The 21,444-nt window shown below is 62.3% G+C and carries 18 protein-coding genes and 8 tRNA genes; 21 read left to right on the top strand and 5 right to left on the bottom strand.

What is annotated here, in order from left to right:
• Positions 1–126: 126 nt before the first annotated feature.
• The 17 genes from ACQ4WO_RS12625 to aqpZ all read left to right on the top strand — a co-directional run bounded on the left by ACQ4WO_RS12625 (position 127) and on the right by aqpZ (position 10,150).
• Positions 127–1,038 carry a LysR family transcriptional regulator gene (locus ACQ4WO_RS12625; protein ID WP_436481740.1) on the top strand — a complete coding sequence of 304 codons (912 nt, stop codon included), beginning with the start codon at positions 127–129 and terminating at the stop codon, positions 1,036–1,038.
• Positions 1,039–1,108: 70 nt separating this feature from the next.
• Positions 1,109–2,515, top strand: coding sequence for a glutamate--tRNA ligase (gene gltX / locus ACQ4WO_RS12630; RefSeq protein ID WP_436481741.1), 1,407 nt, complete (start codon positions 1,109–1,111; stop codon positions 2,513–2,515).
• Between the two features lie 124 nt (positions 2,516–2,639).
• Positions 2,640–2,715, top strand: a tRNA-Ala gene (locus ACQ4WO_RS12635).
• A 67-nt stretch (positions 2,716–2,782) separates the two neighbouring features.
• Positions 2,783–2,858, top strand: a tRNA-Glu gene (locus tag ACQ4WO_RS12640).
• Between the two features lie 134 nt (positions 2,859–2,992).
• Positions 2,993–3,068 (top strand) — tRNA-Ala (locus ACQ4WO_RS12645).
• A gap of 51 nt (positions 3,069–3,119) precedes the next feature.
• Positions 3,120–3,195, top strand: a tRNA-Glu gene (locus ACQ4WO_RS12650).
• A 47-nt stretch (positions 3,196–3,242) separates the two neighbouring features.
• Positions 3,243–3,318, top strand: a tRNA-Ala gene (locus ACQ4WO_RS12655).
• Positions 3,319–4,168: 850 nt separating this feature from the next.
• Positions 4,169–4,244: transfer RNA gene (locus ACQ4WO_RS12660), tRNA-Glu, on the top strand.
• A gap of 124 nt (positions 4,245–4,368) precedes the next feature.
• Positions 4,369–4,444: transfer RNA gene (locus ACQ4WO_RS12665), tRNA-Glu, on the top strand.
• A 56-nt stretch (positions 4,445–4,500) separates the two neighbouring features.
• Positions 4,501–4,576 (top strand) — tRNA-Glu (locus tag ACQ4WO_RS12670).
• Positions 4,577–4,671: 95 nt separating this feature from the next.
• Positions 4,672–5,841 carry an elongation factor P maturation arginine rhamnosyltransferase EarP gene (gene earP / locus ACQ4WO_RS12675; protein ID WP_436481742.1) on the top strand — a complete coding sequence of 390 codons (1,170 nt, stop codon included), beginning with the start codon at positions 4,672–4,674 and terminating at the stop codon, positions 5,839–5,841.
• 135 nt (positions 5,842–5,976) lie between these two features.
• A complete protein-coding gene (locus tag ACQ4WO_RS12680) occupies positions 5,977–6,552 on the top strand; it encodes an elongation factor P (protein ID WP_034758247.1) in 576 nt (191 codons plus the stop codon).
• A gap of 199 nt (positions 6,553–6,751) precedes the next feature.
• Positions 6,752–7,858, top strand: a complete 1,107-nt coding sequence (locus ACQ4WO_RS12685; protein WP_436481743.1) for an amidase family protein — start codon at positions 6,752–6,754, stop codon at positions 7,856–7,858.
• A gap of 29 nt (positions 7,859–7,887) precedes the next feature.
• Positions 7,888–8,298, top strand: coding sequence for a hypothetical protein (locus tag ACQ4WO_RS12690; RefSeq protein WP_436481744.1), 411 nt, complete (start codon positions 7,888–7,890; stop codon positions 8,296–8,298).
• A 65-nt stretch (positions 8,299–8,363) separates the two neighbouring features.
• The gene (locus ACQ4WO_RS12695; protein WP_436481745.1) at positions 8,364–8,822 is read left to right on the top strand and encodes an Ivy family c-type lysozyme inhibitor; all 459 of its coding nucleotides are present in this window, start codon (positions 8,364–8,366) and stop codon (positions 8,820–8,822) included.
• Positions 8,822–9,247: a GNAT family N-acetyltransferase gene (locus ACQ4WO_RS12700; RefSeq protein ID WP_436481746.1), complete on the top strand. Its 426-nt coding sequence runs from the start codon at positions 8,822–8,824 to the stop codon at positions 9,245–9,247. Before ACQ4WO_RS12695 ends, ACQ4WO_RS12700 begins: the two co-directional genes overlap by 1 nt.
• Before the next feature lie 213 nt (positions 9,248–9,460).
• Complete coding sequence (gene aqpZ / locus ACQ4WO_RS12705) at positions 9,461–10,150, top strand: aquaporin Z (RefSeq protein ID WP_058048505.1); 690 nt, start codon at positions 9,461–9,463, stop codon at positions 10,148–10,150.
• Between the two features lie 80 nt (positions 10,151–10,230).
• Here aqpZ and ACQ4WO_RS12710 read toward each other — a convergent pair whose 3' ends face one another.
• The gene (locus tag ACQ4WO_RS12710; protein WP_436481747.1) at positions 10,231–11,061 is read right to left on the bottom strand and encodes an AraC family transcriptional regulator; all 831 of its coding nucleotides are present in this window, start codon (positions 11,059–11,061) and stop codon (positions 10,231–10,233) included.
• Positions 11,062–11,267: 206 nt separating this feature from the next.
• Between ACQ4WO_RS12710 and ACQ4WO_RS12715 the strand changes: the two genes are divergently transcribed.
• The 4 genes from ACQ4WO_RS12715 (at position 11,268) to ACQ4WO_RS12730 (ending at position 15,181) form a co-directional block, all read left to right on the top strand.
• Complete coding sequence (locus tag ACQ4WO_RS12715; protein ID WP_436481748.1) at positions 11,268–12,419, top strand: MFS transporter; 1,152 nt, start codon at positions 11,268–11,270, stop codon at positions 12,417–12,419.
• Positions 12,420–12,657: 238 nt separating this feature from the next.
• Entirely contained in the window at positions 12,658–14,034 is a 1,377-nt protein-coding gene (cysS, locus tag ACQ4WO_RS12720) for a cysteine--tRNA ligase (RefSeq protein ID WP_436481749.1), read from the top strand.
• A 42-nt stretch (positions 14,035–14,076) separates the two neighbouring features.
• Complete coding sequence (locus ACQ4WO_RS12725; protein ID WP_436481750.1) at positions 14,077–14,646, top strand: hypothetical protein; 570 nt, start codon at positions 14,077–14,079, stop codon at positions 14,644–14,646.
• Positions 14,639–15,181, top strand: a complete 543-nt coding sequence (locus ACQ4WO_RS12730) for a hypothetical protein (RefSeq protein ID WP_436481751.1) — start codon at positions 14,639–14,641, stop codon at positions 15,179–15,181. Before ACQ4WO_RS12725 ends, ACQ4WO_RS12730 begins: the two co-directional genes overlap by 8 nt.
• Here ACQ4WO_RS12730 and dbpA read toward each other — a convergent pair.
• The 4 genes from dbpA to ACQ4WO_RS12750 all read right to left on the bottom strand — a co-directional run bounded on the left by dbpA (position 15,168) and on the right by ACQ4WO_RS12750 (position 21,435).
• Positions 15,168–16,592, bottom strand: a complete 1,425-nt coding sequence (gene dbpA, locus ACQ4WO_RS12735; RefSeq protein WP_436481752.1) for an ATP-dependent RNA helicase DbpA — start codon at positions 16,590–16,592, stop codon at positions 15,168–15,170. The two genes, ACQ4WO_RS12730 and dbpA, sit on opposite strands and share 14 nt — an antisense overlap.
• 110 nt (positions 16,593–16,702) lie before the next feature.
• On the bottom strand, positions 16,703–16,945 hold the full coding sequence (locus ACQ4WO_RS12740) for a hypothetical protein (protein ID WP_436481753.1): 243 nt from the start codon (positions 16,943–16,945) through the stop codon (positions 16,703–16,705).
• A gap of 224 nt (positions 16,946–17,169) precedes the next feature.
• Positions 17,170–18,834, bottom strand: coding sequence for an acid phosphatase (locus tag ACQ4WO_RS12745; protein WP_436481754.1), 1,665 nt, complete (start codon positions 18,832–18,834; stop codon positions 17,170–17,172).
• Between the two features lie 105 nt (positions 18,835–18,939).
• Positions 18,940–21,435 carry a TonB-dependent siderophore receptor gene (locus ACQ4WO_RS12750; protein ID WP_436481755.1) on the bottom strand — a complete coding sequence of 832 codons (2,496 nt, stop codon included), beginning with the start codon at positions 21,433–21,435 and terminating at the stop codon, positions 18,940–18,942.
• Between the last annotated feature and the right edge of the window lie 9 nt (positions 21,436–21,444).

A 21,444-nucleotide genomic window follows, 5' to 3' on the forward strand; every position in this document is an offset into this window, starting at 1 on the left:
TTTTTAGGGGGGTGTCGGATTACGCGCCTTGCGCTAATTCGACCTGCGATGCTGGCCATGATGCGGGTTTTCTTTGTAAACATAAAATATCCATTTAAGCTGACTTTATTCATTTATGATATGGACATGACTATCTCCTTGCGCCATATCGAGGTCTTTCGCGCCATCATGACGACGGGCAGCGTGACGGCGGCCGCCGCCATGCTGCACACGTCGCAGCCCACCGTCAGCCGCGAGCTGGCGCGCCTCGAGCATTTGACGGGCTTGACCCTGTTCGAGCGCGAACGGGGGCGGCTGCGTCCGACGGCCCAGGCGCTGCAGCTGTTCGAGGAAGTGCAGCGCGCGTATTTCGGTCTGGAGCGCATCGTCAGCACGGCGGCGGCCTTGCGCCAGTTCGACCAGGGGCAGTTGTCGATCGCCTGCCTGCCCGTGTTTTCCCAGTCCTTGCTGCCGCAGGCATGCAAGCGTTTCGTCGCCGATTTTCCCAAGGTGAGCATCAGCATCACGCCGCAGGAGTCGCCGCTGCTGGAAGAGTGGCTGTCGGCGCAGCGCCACGATATCGGCCTGACGGAAGTGGGCAATGCGCCGCCGGGCACCGTGCTCGCCACCCTGATGTCCGTCGATGAAGTGTGCGTGCTGCCCGACGGCCATGCGCTCGCCGGCAAGGCCGTGCTGCAGCCGGCGGACTTTGCGGGCCAGCCTTTCATCAGTCTGGCCGCCGTCGACCCTTACCGCCAGCAGATCGACGCCATCTTCGCGCAGGCCGGCGTGGAGCGGCGCCTGGCGCTCGACACGCACAGCGCCGCTTCCGTTTGTGCCATGGTGCGCGAAGGCGTGGGCCTGGCCATCGTCAATCCGCTCACGGCCCTCGATTATGCGGGGCAGGGCTTGCAGATCCGCCGCTTTGCCGTGTCCTTGCCGTTCACCGTGAATCTGGTCAAGCCTTTGCACCGGCCCTTGTCGCAACTGGTCTCCTTGTTCGAGCAGGCGCTGCATGCGCAGGCTGAGGAAGTAAAAAGGCGCTTGCTGCAGCTGTGACGGCGCTTGTGGAGCGGCGGCGGTCAACAGAGTAAAATGGCGTTTTACTTATTCAAGCCTGATTACTTCGATGACCACAACCGCTACTCCCGTCCGTACCCGTTTCGCTCCCAGCCCGACCGGCTATCTGCACCTGGGCGGCGCCCGCACCGCTTTATATAGCTGGGCGTATGCCCGCCACTTTGGCGGCACCTTCGTGCTGCGCATCGAGGACACGGACGTGGAGCGTTCCACGCCGGAAGCCGTGCAAGCCATCATCGAAGGCATGAAATGGCTGGGCCTGGACCACGACGAAGGCCCGTTCTACCAGATGCAGCGCATGGACCGCTACCGCGAAGTGGTGGCGCAGATGCTGGCCGAAGGCACTGCATACCACTGCTACTCGTCGCCGGAGGAAGTCGAAGCGATGCGCGAACGCATGCGCGCCGCTGGCGAAAAGCCGCGCTACGACGGCACCTGGCGCCCGGAGCCGGGCAAGACCCTGCCGGCCATTCCTGCCGACCGCAAGCCCGTCGTGCGCTTCAAGAATCCGCTCGATGGCGACGTGAGCTGGGACGACGTGGTCAAGGGCACGATCACGATCTCGAACCGCGAACTGGATGACCTGGTGATCGCGCGTCCGGACGGCACGCCGACGTACAACTTCTGCGTGGCAGTCGATGACTGGGACATGCAAATCACCCACGTGATCCGCGGCGACGACCACGTCAACAACACCCCGCGCCAGATCAATATCCTGCGCGCCATCGGCGCACCGCTGCCGCTGTACGGCCACCTGCCGATGATCCTTGGTGCGGATGGCGAAAAGCTGTCGAAGCGCCACGGCGCCGTCAGCGTGATGGATTACCCGGCGCAGGGCTTCCTGCCGGAAGCGATGCTGAACTACCTGGCGCGCCTGGGCTGGAGCCATGGCGACGATGAAGTGTTCTCGACCGAGCAGTTCTGCGAGTGGTTCAACCTGAACCACCTGTCGAAATCGGCGGCCCAGTTCAACAATGAAAAACTGGCATGGCTGAACAACCACTATATCAAGCAGGCCGACAACACGCGTCTGGCCGACCTGGCGCGTCCGCAAATGGTCGCTGCCGGCGCCGTCTTCGAAGGCGCGCCGGACCTGGCGCAAGTGCTGGGCATGATGAAAGAGCGCGCCAACACGGTCAATGAACTGGCTGCCGCCTCGATGCTGTTCTTCCGCGAGCCGCAGCCGGAAGCGGAACTGGTGGCGCAGCACATCACGGCTGCCATCAAGCCCGTGCTGGCGCAATTCGCCGAGCGTATCGCCACGGTGGAGTGGAGCAAGGAAGCCGTCGCCGCCATGATCAAGGACGTGCTGGCCGCCAATGCCATCAAGATGCCGCTGCTGGCCATGCCTTTGCGTTTGATTTTGACGGGCCAATTGCAGACCCCGGCCATCGACCAGGTGGTGGTGATCTTCGGCCGCGACACCGTGCTGGCGCGCCTGGCAAAGTGGCTGTAATCGCCGCTCTTAAATACGCGTAAAAAGACGGTGCGGAAACCGCCCCTATGAAAAGTTGTTCATAGACAAAAAAGGGTATTTGCAGAGTGAAACTTCTTTGCTATACTCTTGTTTCTGCACCAACGGGGGTATAGCTCAGCTGGGAGAGCGCTTGCATGGCATGCAAGAGGTCAGCGGTTCGATCCCGCTTACCTCCACCAGCAGCAAAATCGCAGTCGGGTTTTGTTAGTCGTTGAAGTGGTGCAGATGTTGTTTGGAAGTTCCGCGGTCCCCATCGTCTAGAGGCCTAGGACATCACCCTTTCACGGTGAGTACAGGGGTTCGAATCCCCTTGGGGACGCCAGGTTGTTGTGGTATAGTAGTGGCAGTTGTTTGTACTGATTGTTGTAAGTTCAGACCCGTAAAAAGCGGAATCTGAATGGAAAGCAAGTAGTGGAACAAAGTCGCCAAGTGCGGCTTTTATTATTTCTGCGCCCGGGGGGTATAGCTCAGCTGGGAGAGCGCTTGCATGGCATGCAAGAGGTCAGCGGTTCGATCCCGCTTACCTCCACCAACAGCGCAGAAGTAAAGTAGCAAGCTGTGGCAGTAAAGATGTAGTACCAAGGTCCCCATCGTCTAGAGGCCTAGGACATCACCCTTTCACGGTGAGTACAGGGGTTCGAATCCCCTTGGGGACGCCAGTTCAGTCTGGTGTTGTAGTAAGGAAGTAGCAGTGTTTCTGCGCCCGGGGGGTATAGCTCAGCTGGGAGAGCGCTTGCATGGCATGCAAGAGGTCAGCGGTTCGATCCCGCTTACCTCCACCAACAGCGCAGAAACAGGTAGTGAATAAATCAAAGTCGCCTAGAGCGGCTTTTTTTATTTTGGCGAAGTATTTCCGCCATGCCCTCGGGCAAATATGGCTAAGCTGTTAGCGCGCTTGCATGGCATGCAAGAGGTCAGCGGTTAGCTCCCGCAAACCTCCACCAACAGCGCAGAAACAGATAGTGAATAAATCAAAGTCGCCTAGAGCGGCTTTTTTTATTTTGGCGAAGTATTTCCGCCATACCCTCGGGGGAATATGGCTAAGCTGTTAGCGCGCTTGCATGGTATGCAAGAGGTCAGCGGTTAGCTCCCGCAAACCTCCACCAACAGCGCAGAAACAGATAGTGAATAAATCAAAGTCGCCTAGAGCGGCTTTTTTATTTTGGCGAAGTATTTCCGCCATACCCTCGGGGGAATATGGCTAAGCTGTTAGCGCGCTTGCATGGCATGCAAGAGGTCAGCGGTTAGCTCCCGCAAACCTCCACCAACAGCGCAGAAATCACACAGTCATCAAAGTCGCCTCGAGCGGCTTTTTTTATTTCCGTGCCCCATCCTGGAGTAAGGTGTGGGTCGGATTAGCGCAGCGTAATCCGACAACGCCATCGGCCTAACTCGGCATCCATAAGTCGCTTATGCGGCTTTTTTTACGCCTGCTGAAATTGCAATAACGCAGTATTGCCATATCGCACGAGCATCTTCTGCCCCATAGGGAGATCCCTGCAAATAAGATGGAAAATAAAACCGCCGGCAGTTGATTTCGTGAATCACCCCGTGCTATACTTCGCGCACGCTTTTTTGAGGGGCTAAGCAAAGCCTTCAACGAAGAGTCCGCTGAGAGTAAAGCCAGCACAGGTCCCCATCGTCTAGAGGCCTAGGACATCACCCTTTCACGGTGAGTACAGGGGTTCGAATCCCCTTGGGGACGCCAGGATTTCGTTGTAAAGTAAGAGTGCAGTGCTGAACGGGCCTGACAAGTCAGGCTTTTTTTGTTTCTGCAATATTGCTGCAGTACCGGGTCAGGATGCAAAGTAGCGCATTCAGGACAGATTTCTGTCCCCATCGTCTAGAGGCCTAGGACATCACCCTTTCACGGTGAGTACAGGGGTTCGAATCCCCTTGGGGACGCCAGATTCGCGTAGTAATAAGGTCGGGATGCAAAGCAGCGCATCCAGGACAGATTTTCTGTCCCCATCGTCTAGAGGCCTAGGACATCACCCTTTCACGGTGAGTACAGGGGTTCGAATCCCCTTGGGGACGCCAGACCGGCTGAATCAGCCAACAAAAAAGCCGCCTGGTAACAGTGCGGCTTTTTTGTTATGGGCTGCCATGTCACGTTTTTCTCTTCCCTATTAAATATGCCATTAGCTACCGATCGCGCGCCATCCCTGGCCATTTTCTGCAAAGTCGTCGACAACTACGGCGATATCGGCATTTGCTGGCGCCTCGCGCGGCAATTGAGCGGCGAGCACGGCGTGGCCGTCACCCTGTGGGTCGACGATCTTGGCAGCTTCCAGCGCATTTGCCCCGCGATCGACGTGGCAGCCGAAGCGCAGCACGTATCGGGCGTCATGGTCCGCCACTGGCGCGGCCAGGATGGCGTGTTTGCGCCGGCCGATATCGCCGACATCGTCATCGAATTCTTTGCCTGCGACATTCCGCCCGGCTATATCGCCGCCATGGCGCAGTGCGCGCCGCAGCCCGTGTGGCTGAACCTGGAAGGCTTGACGGCCGAAGAGTGGGTCGAGGGCTGCCATGCGCTGACGTCGCCGCGCCACGGCATGATCAAGCATTTCTTCTTCCCCGGCTTCACGGATAAAACGGGCGGTTTGCTGCGCGAAGCGGCGCTCGACGAGCGGCGGCTGGCGTTCCAGTCCGATGCGCCCGCCATGGCGGCATTCCTCGGGCAATTCGGCGTGACGGCGAAGGACATGCGCGCCTTGAAAGTGTCGCTGTTCTGCTATCCATCCGCTCCCGTTGCCGAGCTGTTTGCGGCCTGGCAGGCGGGTAGCGAGCCCATCACGTGCCTGGTGCCGGAAGGCGTCGCGTTCGATGCTGTTCGGGTGTTTATCGGCGACGATGCGGCGGTTGTCGGGGCGGCGCGCACGCGCGGCGCGCTTACCGTGCGCGTGCTGCCTTTCGTGCCGCAGGACGATTACGACCGCTTGCTGTGGGCTTGCGACGTGAACCTGGTGCGCGGCGAGGATTCGTTCGTGCGCGCGCAATGGGCTGGCCAGCCGTTTCTCTGGCATATCTATTTACAGGATGAAAACTTGCATCACGTGAAATTGCGCGCCTTCCTGCAGCGCAATGCTGTGGATGCGGACGGCCCCATCGACAGCCTGGTGCAGGCGGCGCTGGCCTGGAATGGCGCCAGCGCGGACGCCTTGCCGTGGGCCCAGCTGTGGCCTGCATTGCAGGCCGATTTGCCGCGCATCCGGGCGCGCGCACAGGCTTGGCAGCGGCAGATGCAGGCTAATGGCGATCTGGCAAGTAACTTGCTGGCGTTCGCTGGCGCGACGAGATAGGCGCTTGCCCAAAATTAAGGTAAAATGCCCGGTTATTTCTAACGTATTTTTAACCGATCAAACGCAAGCTTGCGGCGCTGATGGCGCACAGGCGGCAGATGGTCTTCATGCAACCCACTTTTTACGTACATTCCTATGAAACCCGCAAAAGAAATTCGTGTTGGCAATATCATCATGGTCGACAGCAAGCCTATGATCGTGTTGCGTTCTGATGTCAACGGTTCGAGCCGCACGGGCTTCACCTACAAATGGAAGATGAAAAATCTTCTGACGAACACCCCGATGGAAAACGTGTTCCGCGGCGACGACAAGTTCGACGTTGTTGTTCTGGATAAAAAGCCAGTGACGTATTCGTACTTCGCCGACCCGCTGTTCGTGTTCATGGACACTGAGTACAACCAATACGAAATCGAAGAAGAAAACCTGGGCGAAGCGCTGAACTACCTGAAAGATGGCATGGAATGCGAAGCCATTTTCTACGACGGCAAAGCTATCTCCGTTGAACTGCCTACGACCATCGCCCGTCAAGTGGTGTACTCGGAGCCAGCGGTCAAGGGCAACACGTCGGGCAACGTCCTGAAAGAAGCCAAGATCGAAAACGCCATCGACGCGCACCGCCACACCGTGCAAGTGCCGCTGTTCGTGGCGCAGGACGACGTCATCGAAATCGACACCCGCACCAACGAATACAAGCGTGTCGTACGCAACTGATTTGCTCCAGTACTGGACCATCAAGAAACGCTGCCTTCGGGCGGCGTTTTTTTTGCTTGGAAAATAATTCCTTATCACAACTATTAGCTTGCAAGGACTGCTATGCTATGGCTAGCACATTATTGCGGTAGAAACATTGAAGTTTCTTGGAGATACGATGCAGCGCAGTCAGATGTTACGCAGTGGCGCGTCCCGGAGCGTGTCGCGCCCCGTACTGGCCCGAGCCACGGCGCCGGCCAGTCCCATGGCCCATCTGCTCGACGCTGGCGTCTTGCCGCAACAGCAGATGATGCAGGCAGGCAAACTCAGTTCCCACGCACTGACGTCGCAGTACCTGGCCCGCATCCGCTCCCTGTGCAGCATCGGCGCGCGCGCCTATCCCGGCATTGAAATCAATCCCGACGCCTTGAAAATTGCCCTCGAAATGGACCGTGAGCGGCAAGTGCACAAGGTGCGCGGCCCCTTGCACGGCATCCCCATCGTCTTGCGCGACAACATCGCCACGGGTGACCGCATGAAGACGCGCACCCAGACACCCATGGACACGCATGCCAGCTGCGATTCCTTCGTGGCGGCGCGCTTGCGCGCGGCCGGCGCCGTCATCATCGGCAAAAGCAATCTGCGCCAGTGGGCGGCCGTCAGCGTGCCGCACGCCAGTGCCAGCTGGGCCGGACTCACCATCCTGGCCGTCGACAGCGCGGCGGACGGCTCCATCGTCGCGCCTGCTTCAAACTGCGGCCTGGTCGCCATCAAGCCCACCGGCAGGGCCGCAGGCGGGCAGGGCGGTGAGCCAGCCACTGCCGGACCGATGGCGCCCAGTGTGCGCGAGGCGGCCTGGCTGCTGGCTGCCTTGAGCGGCGAGCGCCTGGCCGATGGCATGGTGTTCGATGCCGCCGGCTTGCACGGGCGCCGCATCGGCGTGGCGCGCAGCCTGTTCGGCGTGTGTGCCGGGACCGATGCCGTGATCGAGCAGGCGCTGCTGGTGCTGCGCGAGCAGGGCGCGGAACTGATCGAATTGCCTCCCGCGCCCGGGCCGGGCGGCATCGACGCGCTGCTGCGTTCGCATGGGCTCGATGCGCTGGTGGGGCCCACCTGCCAAAGCGTAGCGCAGCCGCAGTCCGACTTGCCGCACATCACGGTGCCTGCCGGCGTGACCGGGGGCTTGCCGGTCGGCTTGTCCTTCATCGGCCTTGCCCACGGCGAGAAGCCGCTCATTGCGATGGCGTATGCCTATGAGCAGGCGACTTTGCACCGGCGCACGCCCGCACTGCCATCGAGTATCACCCTGGCGCTGCGCCGACCATGATGATTCCTTTCGTTTTCTTTCGATAAATTATGCTTGCAATCTTGCTGCTGAGTGCGGCCGTCGCCGCCACCCCGACTCCTTTCGATGCCGAGCAATTGTCTGGCAGCTGGTCCGACAGCGTGAATACGAATAGTGTGTGCGAAGAAGCACGCCACTTCACGCGCATGCAGCTGTCTGACGACCATCAGCGGCTGGCGATCTTCAACGACCGCACGTGGAAAAGCAAGCTGGGCGAAACCAACCGCTTTGCCGCGACGGTCGTGGCGGAAACGGAGCATAGCCTGACGCTACGCTATGACAATGAAACCCGCCTCAATGCCGCTGGCAAGCTGGTGGAATGGCAGTTGATCATCGTCGCGCCCGGCGTGTACCGCTGGCGCGAGACGGGCTGGCCGGAAGGCAAGGTCAACGGGGTGGTCGGCATCCGCTGTTCTCCGTGAGGCGCGCGCACAAGCATGCCATTCTGCTATGCTTTCGGCATTACCCGATGTTTTTAGGAGATTGCATGTCCGCACGTTTGCTCTTGCCCCTGTTTCTGGGCGCTGCCGTGGCGCTGGCCGTCATGCCGGCGCAGGCGCGTACGCCCAGGCTGTCGCTGATCGAGCAGGCGCAAAGCTGTGATGGGAGCGCTGCCTGCCCGTATTTCCCCGACGTCTACAAGGCGGACTACGCCTTTCGCAAGGCCTTCAATGTGGGCTTGAAAAAGGCGGGCCTGAAGCGGCAGCGCTGGGTGCCCGATGGCGTGGCCAGCCCGCTCAAGCCCGTCGAGATCGACGGCAAGGCGCGCCTGCTGAGCAGCGTCTGCGAACCGCACAATTGCGGCCACCATTACACCATCCTGTACGACCCGGCCGCGCGCAGCATGACGGGCGTGTACATGGGCAGCGATGCCAAGGGCGTCGCGCGCACCGTCTACTTCGGCGAGCCCAGCATCGCCGAAGCCGACTTGCTGTCCAGGAACTGATGCACGCGCCACTGCACATTTCCAGCGAGCGCGACGAGCTGGACGTGCCCATGATCCACCGCTACCTGAGCGAGAAGTCATACTGGAAGCGCGGCGCGACGATCGACACGGTGCGCAAGGGCATCGCCAATGCGCTGTGTTTTGGCGGCTATGTGGATGGCCAGCAAGTCGCATTCGCCAGGGTCGTCACCGACTACACGGATTTTGCCTATCTGCGCGACGTGTTTGTGCTGCCGCCATACCAGGGGCGTGGATATGGCAAGCAGATGGTGGCCGCCGTGCTCGGCGATGAGCGCTTGCGCGATGTCGCCTGGATGCTGGGGACGGATGATGCGCACGGCCTGTATGCGGGCTTTGGTTTTACGCCGCTGGAGGCGCCGCAAAAGTACATGCGCCGTTCGGCGCCAGTAAAATTATCAAAATAATAGTTGATTCCATAAAAACTATTGATATTGTCGTATTAGATTAATATTGCCTTGATAATGACAATATGTCATTATGCGCGCTCTGCTGCGATTGCGCAGCCGTACTTTGCTGGTGTTTTGCCTTGCCATCGCCATGCGGTGAGGGCGAGCTCAATGAGCGGTCTGACTGGTCGTCCCCTGGGTACGTTTTTTCGACAATGTAAAGGAATAATCATGAAACAATATGGCGCCGAATTTCTCGGCACGTTCTGGCTGGTACTGGGCGGTTGCGGCAGCGCCGTGCTGGCCGCGGCTTTCCCCGGCCTTGGCATTGGCTTTGTCGGCGTGGCGCTGGCGTTTGGCTTGACGGTGCTGACCATGGCTTACGCCATCGGCCACATCTCGGGTTGCCATCTGAATCCCGCCGTCTCGATCGGCCTGTGGGCCGGCGGCCGTTTCCCTGCCAATCAACTCTTGCCATACATCATCGCGCAAGTGCTGGGCGCCATCGTGGCTGGCGGCGTACTGTACGTGATCGCCAGCGGCCAGGCCGGTTTCGACGTCAGCAAGGGCTTTGCCTCGAACGGTTTCGGCGCCCACTCGCCGGGCGGCTATTCGATGCTGTCGGCGCTGGTCATTGAAATCGTGCTGACGATGTTCTTCCTGATCGTCATCCTGGGCGCCACCGACAAGCGCGCGCCGGCCGGCTTCGCCCCGCTGCCGATCGGCCTGGCGCTGACCCTGATCCACCTGATCAGCATCCCTGTCACCAATACCTCCGTCAACCCGGCCCGCAGCACGGGCGTGGCCCTGTACGTGGGCGATTGGGCGACGAGCCAGCTGTGGCTGTTCTGGCTGGCACCGATCATCGGCGCCTTGCTGGGCGCGCTCGCCTACCGCCTGATTGCTGGCGAAAAAGAGTAGGTCGGCTTGGCCCGCAGGGCGTAAGCCGACAATGCCGGCAAACGCCTTGACGAAAGCAGCCCACGGGCTGCTTTTTTCGTTTACTCGGCGGCGCGCCACTCGCTCAGGTAGTGCTGCGGCGTGCGGCCCAGAATGCGGCGGAACATGGCGCTGAAGGCGCTGGGGCTGGCGTAGCCCAGCGAATAGGCGATGGCCGCCACGCCTTCGCCCCGGTCCAGGCGGCAAAAGGCTTCGGCCAGATGGACTTGCTGCAGCCATTGGCGGTAATGCAGGCCCGTTTCCTTGGGAAATAAGCGGATCAGCGTGCGCGCGCTGGCGCCCGCGTCCTGCGCCCAGTCCTCGATGCTGCGCCGGCTGCCGGGCGCGTCCATGATGGCCGAGCAGACGGCCACCAGGCGCCGGTCGCGGGGCCAGGGGATGGCGAGGGGGACGGTATCGGCCGCCGCCAGTTCCGACAGGATCAGGTGCGCCAGCCAGTCGCCGCGCCCCGCCAGTGCATATTCGACCGGTTCGGCCAGCAAGGCCAGGATCAGCTCGCGCAGCAGCCGGCTCACTTCCAGCACCTTGCAATCGTCGCCATATCGGGCCGCCACCTGCGCATCGATGTACACGGTGCGCATGCTCAGTTCGCTCAAGATGTGGACTTCGTGCACGATGCCCACGGGAATCAGCAGGGCGCGCCGCGGCGGCAATATCCACACGCCATGCTCGGTGGACACGCGCATCACACCTTCCGTCGCATACAGCAGCTGCGCCCGCACGTGGCTGTGCGGTGCCGTATAGTCGCCCGCCGCATATTGCCTGGACATGGCCGTCACGGGGCGAGGCACGTGCTGGTAATCGTGCGAGCTGGTGCTGCGGCTGAACGGCACCCCATCAGGGTGAGTCTGGATCAGTGGTTGGGTGTACATGCTGTTCGTTGGATTGTCACTTGGGCGACGATTATTGGAAGTTATCAGTTCAGTGACCATACTATACTGGCTTCTTTGCCGGGCCGCCCGCCGAGCCCGATTATTGCGGATGACACATGCACACAACCACAACTGCTCCAGCATTGGCCAAGTCCGTGCCGGCGGCTCCTTCGCTTCATAGTTCCCAACAACAATCCGGTCTGGCCATGCACATCCTGGGCGCCGTCGCCTTCGTGCATTTGCTCAATGACTTGATCCAGGCATTATTGCCGTCGATTTATCCGATGCTGAAAGCCGAGTTTTCACTCAGTTTTACCCAGGTCGGCCTCATAACCCTGACGTTCCAGTGCACGGCCTCGCTGCTGCAGCCATGGATCGGCTTATACACGGACCGCCGTCCGCTGCCATTCCTGCTGCCCGTCGGCATGTGCTTTACCTTGGCCGGCGTGCTGATGCTGTCCATCGTCTCGACCTTTCCCACCTTGCTGATCGCCTCGGGCCTGATCGGCGTCGGTTCCTCGACCTTCCACCCGGAAGCGTCGCGCGTGGCGCGCATGGCCTCGGGCGGACGCTACGGTTTTGCCCAGTCGCTGTTCCAGGTGGGTGGCAACGTCGGCTCCGCGCTGGGACCGCTGCTGGCGGCCGCCGTCATCGTCAACCGTGGCCACGGCAATATCGCCTGGTTCGGCCTGCTGGCCGTGCTGGCCATCGGCGTGCTGTACAAGGTCAGCCACTGGTATAGCGGCCACCTGGCCAGCTTCAAGCCGAAGGCGGGCGGCCATGGACCTAAGCTGTCGCGCAACAAGGTGATGGCTGCGCTGGGCGTGCTGGCCCTGCTGGTGTTTTCGAAGTACATCTACATGGCCAGCCTGTCGAGCTACTACACGTTTTATCTGATCGACAAGTTCCACCTGTCGCTCGGCGATGCCCAGCTGTATCTGTTCCTCTTCCTCGCCGCCGTGGCGGCCGGCACCTTCATGGGCGGCCCCATCGGCGACCGCATTGGCCGCAAGCGCGTGATCTGGATTTCCATCTTGGGCGCTGCGCCATTTACCCTGCTGCTGCCCTACGTCGACCTGTTCTGGACGGCCGTGCTGACGGTGATTATCGGCTTCGTGATTTCATCCGCGTTTTCGGCCATCGTCGTCTTCGCGCAGGAACTGGTGCCGGGCAAGGTGGGCATGATCGCGGGGATTTTCTTTGGCCTGATGTTTGGCGTGTCCGGCATCGCCGCCGCCGCGATGGGCCACCTGGCCGACGTGGCGGGCATCGCCTATGTGTACAAAATCTGCTCCTACCTGCCGCTGCTGGGCATCCTGACGGTGCTGCTGCCGCATATCGAGCAGGCGAAAAAGTAAGCCAGCGCCGCGGGAGGGCTTGACGGCCCGCCCGCGCGCATGCGATATTGTCTCCATGATCTCTTCCATCCTCCCTCCAGTCCTTGCATACCGCGCCGCCGCTGCGCTGTGTCCGTGTACCTGGCTTCGCGAGGATGCGGCCCGGCGCCGTTAAACTTTTTACTCCTCATTCCGATGGCCACAGCGTTGAAAAACCTGTGGCCATTTTCTTTTTCCGCAACGCGCATGAAAGTCCCGTATGACACTTCATTTGTACGACACGTATAGCCGCAGCCTGCGGCCCTTCGAGACCATCGCCCCGGACGAGGCGGGCCTGTATGCCTGCGGCCCCACCGTCTACGATTATGCGCATATCGGCAACCTGCGCACCTATCTGTTCGTCGACGGCTTGCGCCGCGCGCTCGAATTCAACGGCTTGCAGGTGCGCCACGTGATGAACATCACGGACGTCGGCCATCTGACGTCGGATGCGGACAGCGGCGACGACAAGATCGAGGCGCGCAGCGCCCGCAGCGGCAAGTCGGCCTGGGATATCGCCGCTGAATTTACCCGCGCGTTCGAGGGCGATCTGCAGCAGCTCAATATCCTGCCGCCCACCGTCTGGTGCCGCGCCACCGACCACATCGCCGAGCAGATCGCCTTCATTCTCGACCTGGAAGCGAAGGGCTATACCTACCGCACGGACGACGGCATCTATTTCGACACGACGCGCCAGGACAGCTATGGCAAACTGGCGCGCCTGAACCGCGACGGCCTGCAGGCGGGGAAAAGGGTGGGCCTGGGCGAGAAGCGCGACATCTGCGACTTTGCGCTGTGGAAGTTCAGCGGCGTGCCGGGACAGCGGCAGATGGAGTGGGACAGCCCGTGGGGCCTGGGTTTTCCCGGCTGGCATATCGAATGCTCGGCCATGGCGGAAAAGCACCTGGGGACGCATTTCGACATCCATTGCGGCGGCGAGGATCACGTGGCCGTCCACCACAGCAACGAGATCGCGCAAACGGAAGCGCGCCACGGCACGCGCCTGGCCAACTTCTGGCTGCATGGCGCCTTCCTGAAAACACAGGATGCGAAGATGTCGAAATCGTCGGGCGACTTTTTACGCCTGCAAAGCCTGGTGGAGCAGGGCATCGATCCGCTGGCCTACCGCTACCTGTGCCTGGGCGCCCACTACCGCAGCAGCCTCAATTTCACGGACGAAGCATTGCGCGCCGCCAGCAGCGGCCTGGCGCGCCTGCGCGTCAGCGTGCATGGCCTTGGCGAAGCGCAGGGTGAGGTTGATCCCTCTTGGCTGGCGCGCTTTGCGGCGCAGGTCAACGATGACCTGAACTTTCCGCGCGCGCTGGCCGTGGCCTGGGAACTGTTGAAAAGCAGCCTGCCGGACGCCGTAAAAAAGGCCACGATGGCCCGCTTCGATGCGGCCCTGGGACTCGATCTGCTGGCCTGGCAGCCGGCGCAGGTGGCCGTGCCGCAGCCCGTGCAGGCGTGGATGGCGGAACGGGCCATCGCCCGCGCGCAGCGCCAGTGGGCCGAGGCGGACCGCTTGCGCGCACTGGCGCGCGCGGCCGGCTATGACATCGACGATACGCCGCAGGGGCAACAGGCGCGGCCTTTGTGAAGATGTCCGGCATAATGGCCGCCTGATGAAACTGGAGATGCCGTGAAGCGCCGTTTGCTGATACTGAGTTGTTGCCTTGCCTTTTCCGCCGCCCGGGCGGCCAGCGAATGTCCGGGCTTTCCCGCGCTTGCCACCTCCGGCGAGGCGCTGCTGGCGCAAGTGCGCGCGCTGCCGCCCGTCGGCATCGACCGCGAGCGGCAGGCGTGCGCGCCGGCGACCGTGATCGATTTCGCCTACAGCGGCGGGGTGCTGTGCAGTTTTGGCAGTGAAGTGGAGGCAGCGACATCCGCCGTCACGCGCCTGGCCGATGGCGGTGAGCTGGTCGAATACCTGTATCTGTTCCCGTATGCGCCGGCCACGCATGCGCGCTTGCTGGCGCTGCTGGCCGCGCGTTTCACGCCAGTCGACAGGGCAGCCTGGCCCGCCTTCCTGCAAGCTGCCAGGCCGGGCAAGGAAACCACGGCCCTGTTCACGCATGGCGGCTTTTATATCTCGCTGGGCAAGCCTACCGAAGGCGATCCTGCCGAATGGTATTCGAATGTGATCTTTGAAAAGGTGGACAAGCCTGCGCTGGGCGTGCGCAAGGTGTGCAAGGAAGCTCGCGATGGCTGAAGCCGACGCCTTTCCGGCCGTATTGGCCGGCACTGTGGCGCAGCTGCTGCCTGCGCTGGACAGTAACCACGCACACCCGCCATTTGCCGTTTGCCAGGATGGCGAGACTTTGCTGATCCCGACGCGCACGTATTATGACCGCGAGCAGTTGCTTGCTTGTACCCGGCTGCTTGGCGACGCGGGCGTGATCGCCCTGTGCCTGGGCACGCGCCACCATGACGGCCATGTGCGCGAAGCGTGTGCAAGGCGGCTGCTGCTGCAGGAGCGGGCGTGGACGGTGCCGTTCGTCGTGCACCTGTGCGGCGAATACGTGCTGGAGATTGTCGAGATAATTGGCGCGGCGCTGCCGGCCTGGAATGCGGCGGCGCTGGCGCGCTACCTGCGGGAGAACCCCGCGTATGTGGCCACGCTGGAGCGGCGCAGCATCAGTTACTGGAGCTGTTACCACCGCGGGCGCTACCCCGTGTGGGGCGACTATCCGGGACGCAGGACCATGGCGGCCCTGCGTGCATTGCAGCAGCTTACGCTTCGATAAAGCGCATCTTGAAGCTGCGGCCCTTGATGTTGCCGAAGTCGCGGCCCAAGGTATTGCCCGCGTTCAGGCGCTTGAAGGCCGCTTCGGCCACCTTGCGGTCCAGCGCCACGTAGGTCATGAACTCGAATACGTTGATCTTGCCCACCTGCTCCTTGGTGAGGCCAGCGTCGCCCGTCAGCGCGCCCAGCAAGTCGCCCGGGCGCAGCTTGTCCTTCTTGCCGCCCATGATGCACAGGGTGACCATCGGCGCCGGCAGCGCCTCGATCCCGTCATCTTCCGCCAGTTCCTTCAGGTCGTGCCATTCGGCGGCACTGTTCTGGTACTGCTCGATCAGCTTGACCCATTTTTTCTCGTTCGGCGCGCACAGCGACAGGGCCAGACCCTTCTTGCTGCCGCGGCCCGTGCGGCCGATGCGGTGAATGTGCACTTCCGTGTCCTTCGATACGTCGACGTTGATCACGGCGCCCAGGTCGGAAATATCGAGGCCGCGCGCGGCCACGTCGGTGGCCACCAGCACGGAGCAGCTGCGGTTGGCGAACAGCACGAGGATTTCATCGCGCTCGCGCTGTTCCAGCTCGCCGTACAGGGCCAGCGCGGAAAAGCCTTGCTGGCGCAGTTCGTCGGCCAGCTCGCGGCAATGCACCTTGGTGTTGCAGAAGGCCAGCGTGGATTCCGGCTTGAAGTGTTTCAACAGCTTGCCGACGGCGCTATTGCGCTCGTCGAAGCCGATTTCATAGAAGCGCTGCTCGATCTTGTCGTTGTCGTGCTGCGCCTCGACCGTCACTTCCAGCGGATTGACGAGGAACGACGCCGTGGCACGGCGGATGTCTTCCGGGTACGTGGCCGAGAACAGCAGGGTCTGCCGGCGTACGGGGCAGGCGCTGACGATGCCGGCGATTTCCTCGTAAAAGCCCATGTCCGTCATGCGGTCCGCTTCATCGAGCACCAGGGTTTGCACGTGATTCAGGTTGATCGTGCCGCGGCCCAGGTGGTCGCGCAGGCGGCCCGGCGTGCCGACGACGATGTGCGCGCCGTGTTCCAGCGATGCGATTTGCGGGCGCATCGGCGCGCCGCCCGTCAGGGTCAGGATCTTGATGTTGCCAGCCGCGCGGGCCAGGCGGCGCAGCTCATTGGCCACCTGGTCGGCCAGTTCGCGCGTGGGGCACAGCACCAGGCCCTGCACGGCAAACCACGCGGGATTGAGCTTGTGCAGGATGCCGATGCCGAAGGCGGCTGTCTTGCCGCTGCCTGTTTTCGCCTGGGCGATCAGGTCGCGGCCTTCGAGCACCGCCGGCAGGCTTTGCGCCTGGATGGTGGTCATCTCGTGGTAGCCGAGCGAGTCCAGGTTGGCCAAAAAGGCGGGCGTCAGCGGCAGGCTGGAAAAAGAAGTGGTGGCGGATGTGGTGTTCATAAGGGCGGAGCCGGTAAAAAGCGGGTGGATGGGCACAGTCTACAGGCGTTATACGCCCTTGTGCTGATGGTTGTGGAAGCTGGCGGCAAACGGCCGCCGGCGTTGGGATATTAATTGTCGGGCGCCCAGATGGGCAAGCCGGTCAGATCGAGGCCAGCGTCGCGCGTCCATACGGGCAGGCCCGTGGCGTCGGTCGGCTCCAGCAATTCGAGCTGCACCTGCTTCAGCGCCACCTTGCGCGCGCGCGCGCGCGTGCGGCGTTGCGGTTCCGGCGCCGGCTCTGGCGCCTCGTGCGCTGGCGGCGGGCCGAAACCGGGCAAGTCGATGGTGGCGTTGTCTTTTTTATCTCTCATTTCTGAACCTCTGGTCCCTGGCCGCGAAAACATGGCGCCGGGGAGCGGGCAAAAAGCTGTCCGCAGTGTGAATACTCTGTACGCTTCGTCCACAAAACAAAAGCCCGGCTACTGGAGTCGGGCTCATTGTTGGAACAACCGTCAGGAATACCTGTCCTGCGGATTTAAGTGCGGCACGCAGTGTATCACAGGCGTGCCGCACCGTGTGGGGCGCCGTTGTCTAATTAACGGAAGCTCAGGGCGCCCGTCAGGTCGCCCGGCGGCAGCGCACCGCGCGACGCAAACGCGTCGTTGCGCACTTTCAGGCCTTCGAGCAGCGGCAGGTCGTGCAGGCGCGTGATCAGGCGCAGGATCGACGTGGTGTCATAAAAACTGTGGTCGACGGCGCCTTTCTTCGCGTACGGCGAGACGACGATGGCGGGAATGCGCGTGCCCGGACCCCAGCGGTCGCCTTTCGGCGGCGCCACGTGGTCCCACCAGCCGCCGTTTTCATCGAAGGTGATCACGACGATCATGTCCTTCCACTGCGGCGATTCCTTCAAGTGCTGGATGACGTTGGCCACGTGCTGGTCGCCCGATTCGATATCGGAATAGCCGGCGTGCAGGTTCAGATTGCCCTGCGGCTTGTAGAAGGTCACGGCCGGCAGCTTGCCCGCCACGGCGGCGGCGAGGAATTTGTTCGAGATCGGGCTGTCGCCCGTGCCGCCATCGCGCAGGTGCTCGGCGCGCGCGGTTGTTCCTGGGGCGAACTGCTTGAAGTAGTTCAGCGGCTGGTGGTGGAACTGGAAGTTCGGCTTGCTGCCGCCGCCTTTGTGGTCGAGCGCCGCTTGCCAGCCGCCGCCATACCACGCCCAGCTGACGCCCTTGCGCGACAGCAGGTCGCCGATGGTGTCGTAAGTTTGCGGCGGCAGGGTGTTGGCGTCGGCCGGGTCGGCATGCAGCGGGTCGCCGTCGAAGGCGGGGCGGATGTAGCTCGGCTGATATGGCGGGGCCATGGTGTTGACGGCATAGCCGTCCGGCGTGATGGCGCCGTCGTTCACATATTTCGGCTTGCCGTCCAGCGCGGAGGCGGGGCAGTCGGGCGAGATCGCCAGGCGCACGCCTTGCGGGCCGTCGGACAGCACGGCGATCTTTTTCTTCGCCGCCGTTTCGGATGCATTGAAATATTCGTTGGCGCGGCCTGTGACGAGGAACTGGTGGTTCATGTAGGAGCCGCCGAAGGCTGCCATGAAGAAGTTGTCGCACAGAGTGTACTGCTCGGCGATCTGCCACAGGTTCAGGTTTTTCGACGTTTCGCCGTAGTGGCCCATCACCAGGCCGCCGCTGTCGGCCCACGCGGCAAAGCCGTCGTTCTTGCCGCCGTTGATCTGCATCTGGTTGTTATAGAAGCGGTGCACGAGGTCGCGCGTGATGATGCTCTCGGGCAGGGGCTTGCCGCCCGCGTCGCTCAATTTGTAGGGCGCGTTGGGCAGGCCGGAAATCTGGTCTTCCTTGATCAGGTAATCGGTGCCGCCGACATTTTGCTGGTTCGGCACGAGGCCGCCCCAGATCTTCGGCAGGGTGGCCAGCGGCTTGCCGTCGCGGTCCAGCTGCTGCGCCTGTTCCGTCTTGACGGCGGACAGGGGCGCGCTGGTGCCGGGGAAGTTGGCGAACAGGTTGTTGAAGCTGCGGTTTTCCAGGTAGATCACGACCACGTTCTTGACGTGCGCCTTGAGTTTCGCGTCGAGCGAACTCTTGGCGATGGTTTTTTTGGCTGGCGCGGCGTCGGCCAGCGCCGGCAGGCTGGCGGCCAGGCCGACTGCGGAAGCAGCCTGGAAAATGCGCCGGCGCGAGGGATTGGCGGGTTGGTCGGCCGGATCGGCTGGCAGGGCGGGGGCGAGGTCCTTCACACATTCTCCTTGGGTGTCTCTATGGGCACGGGCGTTGGCGGCAATGGCCGGCAACGCCCGTGAAGCGGGAAAATTGTATCACCGGCCCTGCGCCGGTGTGAAATGCTAGAACTGGTAACGCACCTTCAACGCCACCTTGCGCGCCGGACCATACATGCCCGAGTACCACCAGTCCGACACGGAAGCCGTGTATTTTTTGTCGAACAGATTGGCCACGTTGACGGTGGCAGACAGCTTGTCGTTGACGTCGTAGCGCGCCATCAGACTGGCCACCGAGTACGCCTTCTGTTCCCAGTGCAGAGTGCTGTTGATTTGCCACGCGTCGATGTCCGAATACACGCGGCTTTGCCAGTTCATGCCGCCGCCCACCGTCAGGCGATTCAGTTCGCCGGGCAGGCGGTACGTGGTCCACAGCTTCATCAGGTGGCGCGGGAATGTGGTCTGGATGGCCTTGCCGGCATTGTTTTCCGTCTGGCTGTACGACCACGAGGCAGACACATTCCAGCTTGGCGTGATGGCGCCCGTCGCTTCCAGGTCGATGCCCTTGGTATCGGCGCCCTTGATGGTGCGGAACGCCGGATCGTTGGAGCCGGGCAGGGTGTAGCCCGGGTCCGATTCGGCCAGGTTTTTCTGGCGGATCAGATACAGCGCGGCGGCCGTGTTCAGGCGGCCATCGAACCAGCCGCTCTTGACGCCCGCTTCAAAGGTCTTGCCCTCGCGCGGCGCCAGCAGCTTGCCGTAGCGGTCTTGCGACGCTTGCGGCTGGTAGATGGTGGAGTAGCTGGCGTAGGCGCTGTGCGTGCCGTCGATGTCGAACACCAGGCCGCCATACGGCGTGAAGACGCTGCTGTCCGATGCCGGGGACGCGCTATAAAATGGCACGGTGGGCGCGTCCGAGATGTAGTTTTCGCTATAGCGCAGTACTTTTGCGCCGGCGATCAGTTTCAGGCGCTCGGACAGCGTAAAGCGGCTGGCCGCGTAGGCGCTGGCCTGGCGACGCGTGCTGTCGTAGGTGACGAAGGTATCGCCAAACACGGGCGTTGCCATGCGATTCCAGCGGTACAGGTTGACGGGCTGGCCCTGGATGTTCTTGTCGAAGCGGCCGTCCGTCGTGCTTTGAAATTCGTTGTAGTCCATGCCCAGTACCAGTTCGTGCTGGCGGCCGAACGCGCTGAACGGTCCGCGCACATTGACGTCCACGCTGTTGACCTGGAGCTGGTAATCGCGGTAGTCGGCGCTCATGCGCAGGCCATCGCCCGTGGCCTGGTCGGGAAAGGCGCTACTCACGTTCATGAACACGGAGCGCTCTTCCTGCGAGGACTGCACGCGGTTGGCCGAGATTTTCAGCTTCCAGTCGTTTGTCAGCGCGTGTTCCAGGGTGACGAAAAGGTCGGTCGAATTGGTGCCGAAGCGATTCGACTTGGCGGCCGGGCTGAAAGAGCGTGGCAGGTCCGTCATTGCGCCATTGCTGTAGAACAGGGGGAAGCCCAGGTAGGACAAGGATCCGTTCGAGCGCTTGCGCTGGTGCGTGACGCCGGCCGTCAGCTTCGTGTCGCGTGACAGGTCCGCTTCGACCACGCCATAGACCACTTTCTTGTCGCGGCTGTAGCCGTCGATGATGCTGTCGCCTTCTTCATACGCCGTCACAAGGCGGCCGCGCACGGTGCCTGCCTCGTTCAGCGGACCCGAGACGTCGGCCATGGCGCGCCGCTCATCGTAGGAAGCCAGCTCGCCCTCGACGGAGGCCTGGAACTGCGCCGTCGGCTTCTTGCGCACCATGTTGATGGCGCCCGAGGCATCGCCCGCGCCCGTCATCAGGCCCGAGGCGCCGCGCAGCACTTCGATACGGTCGTACAGCGCCATGTCGGCCAGGCTTTGCGATGGTATCGCATTGAGGCCCAGGTTTTCCGAGTGCGTACTGACGCCATCGAGCTGGTAATTGGTAATCGCATAGCCGCGCGAAGTAAAGCCGGAGCGTTCGCTGCCCAGCGAGAACAGCGTGATGCCCGGCGTTTGCGCCATCACTTGCGCAATGGTGTTCAAGCCCTGGTCCTGCATGCGCTGCTGCGTGATGACGCTGACGGACTGCGGCGTTTCCCTGACCGACAGGCCCAGCGGCGTGGCCGTGGCGATCGGCAGGGTGGAGACATACGCGCCCGAGCCTTCCGTCGCATCCTGCTGCGCCTTGACCGACACTTCCGGCATCATCGCCATCGCTTCGGCACCCGCCGCCGCATCGGCCGGGCGCAGCACATAGCTGCCGTTGGCGCTGCGCTCGGCCTTCAGGCCCGTGCCGCGCAGCACGCCGTTCAGGGCGGCCAGCACGTCGTGGCGGCCGCTCAAGCCGGCCGACGTCTTGCCGCGCGTCTGCTCGGGCGTGAAACTGAGGATGACACGCGACTGGCTGGCGACCTGGCGCAGCGCCGTGGCCAGGTCGCCGGCGGGCACCTGAAAGTCGAGCGTGGCAGTGGCCGCCGCCGCGCTTTCCTGCGCCAGGGCTGGCGCCTGGACGTTCAGCAGCAGGGCCGAACCGATGAAGACGAGCTGGATGGCATACGCCATGGGTTTGATACGCGGCTTGGAATGAATGGCAGGAGACATGGTTACCTT

Source organism: Janthinobacterium aestuarii, from assembly GCF_051380835.1.
Classification (GTDB): Bacteria; Pseudomonadota; Gammaproteobacteria; order Burkholderiales; family Burkholderiaceae_D; genus Janthinobacterium; species Janthinobacterium aestuarii.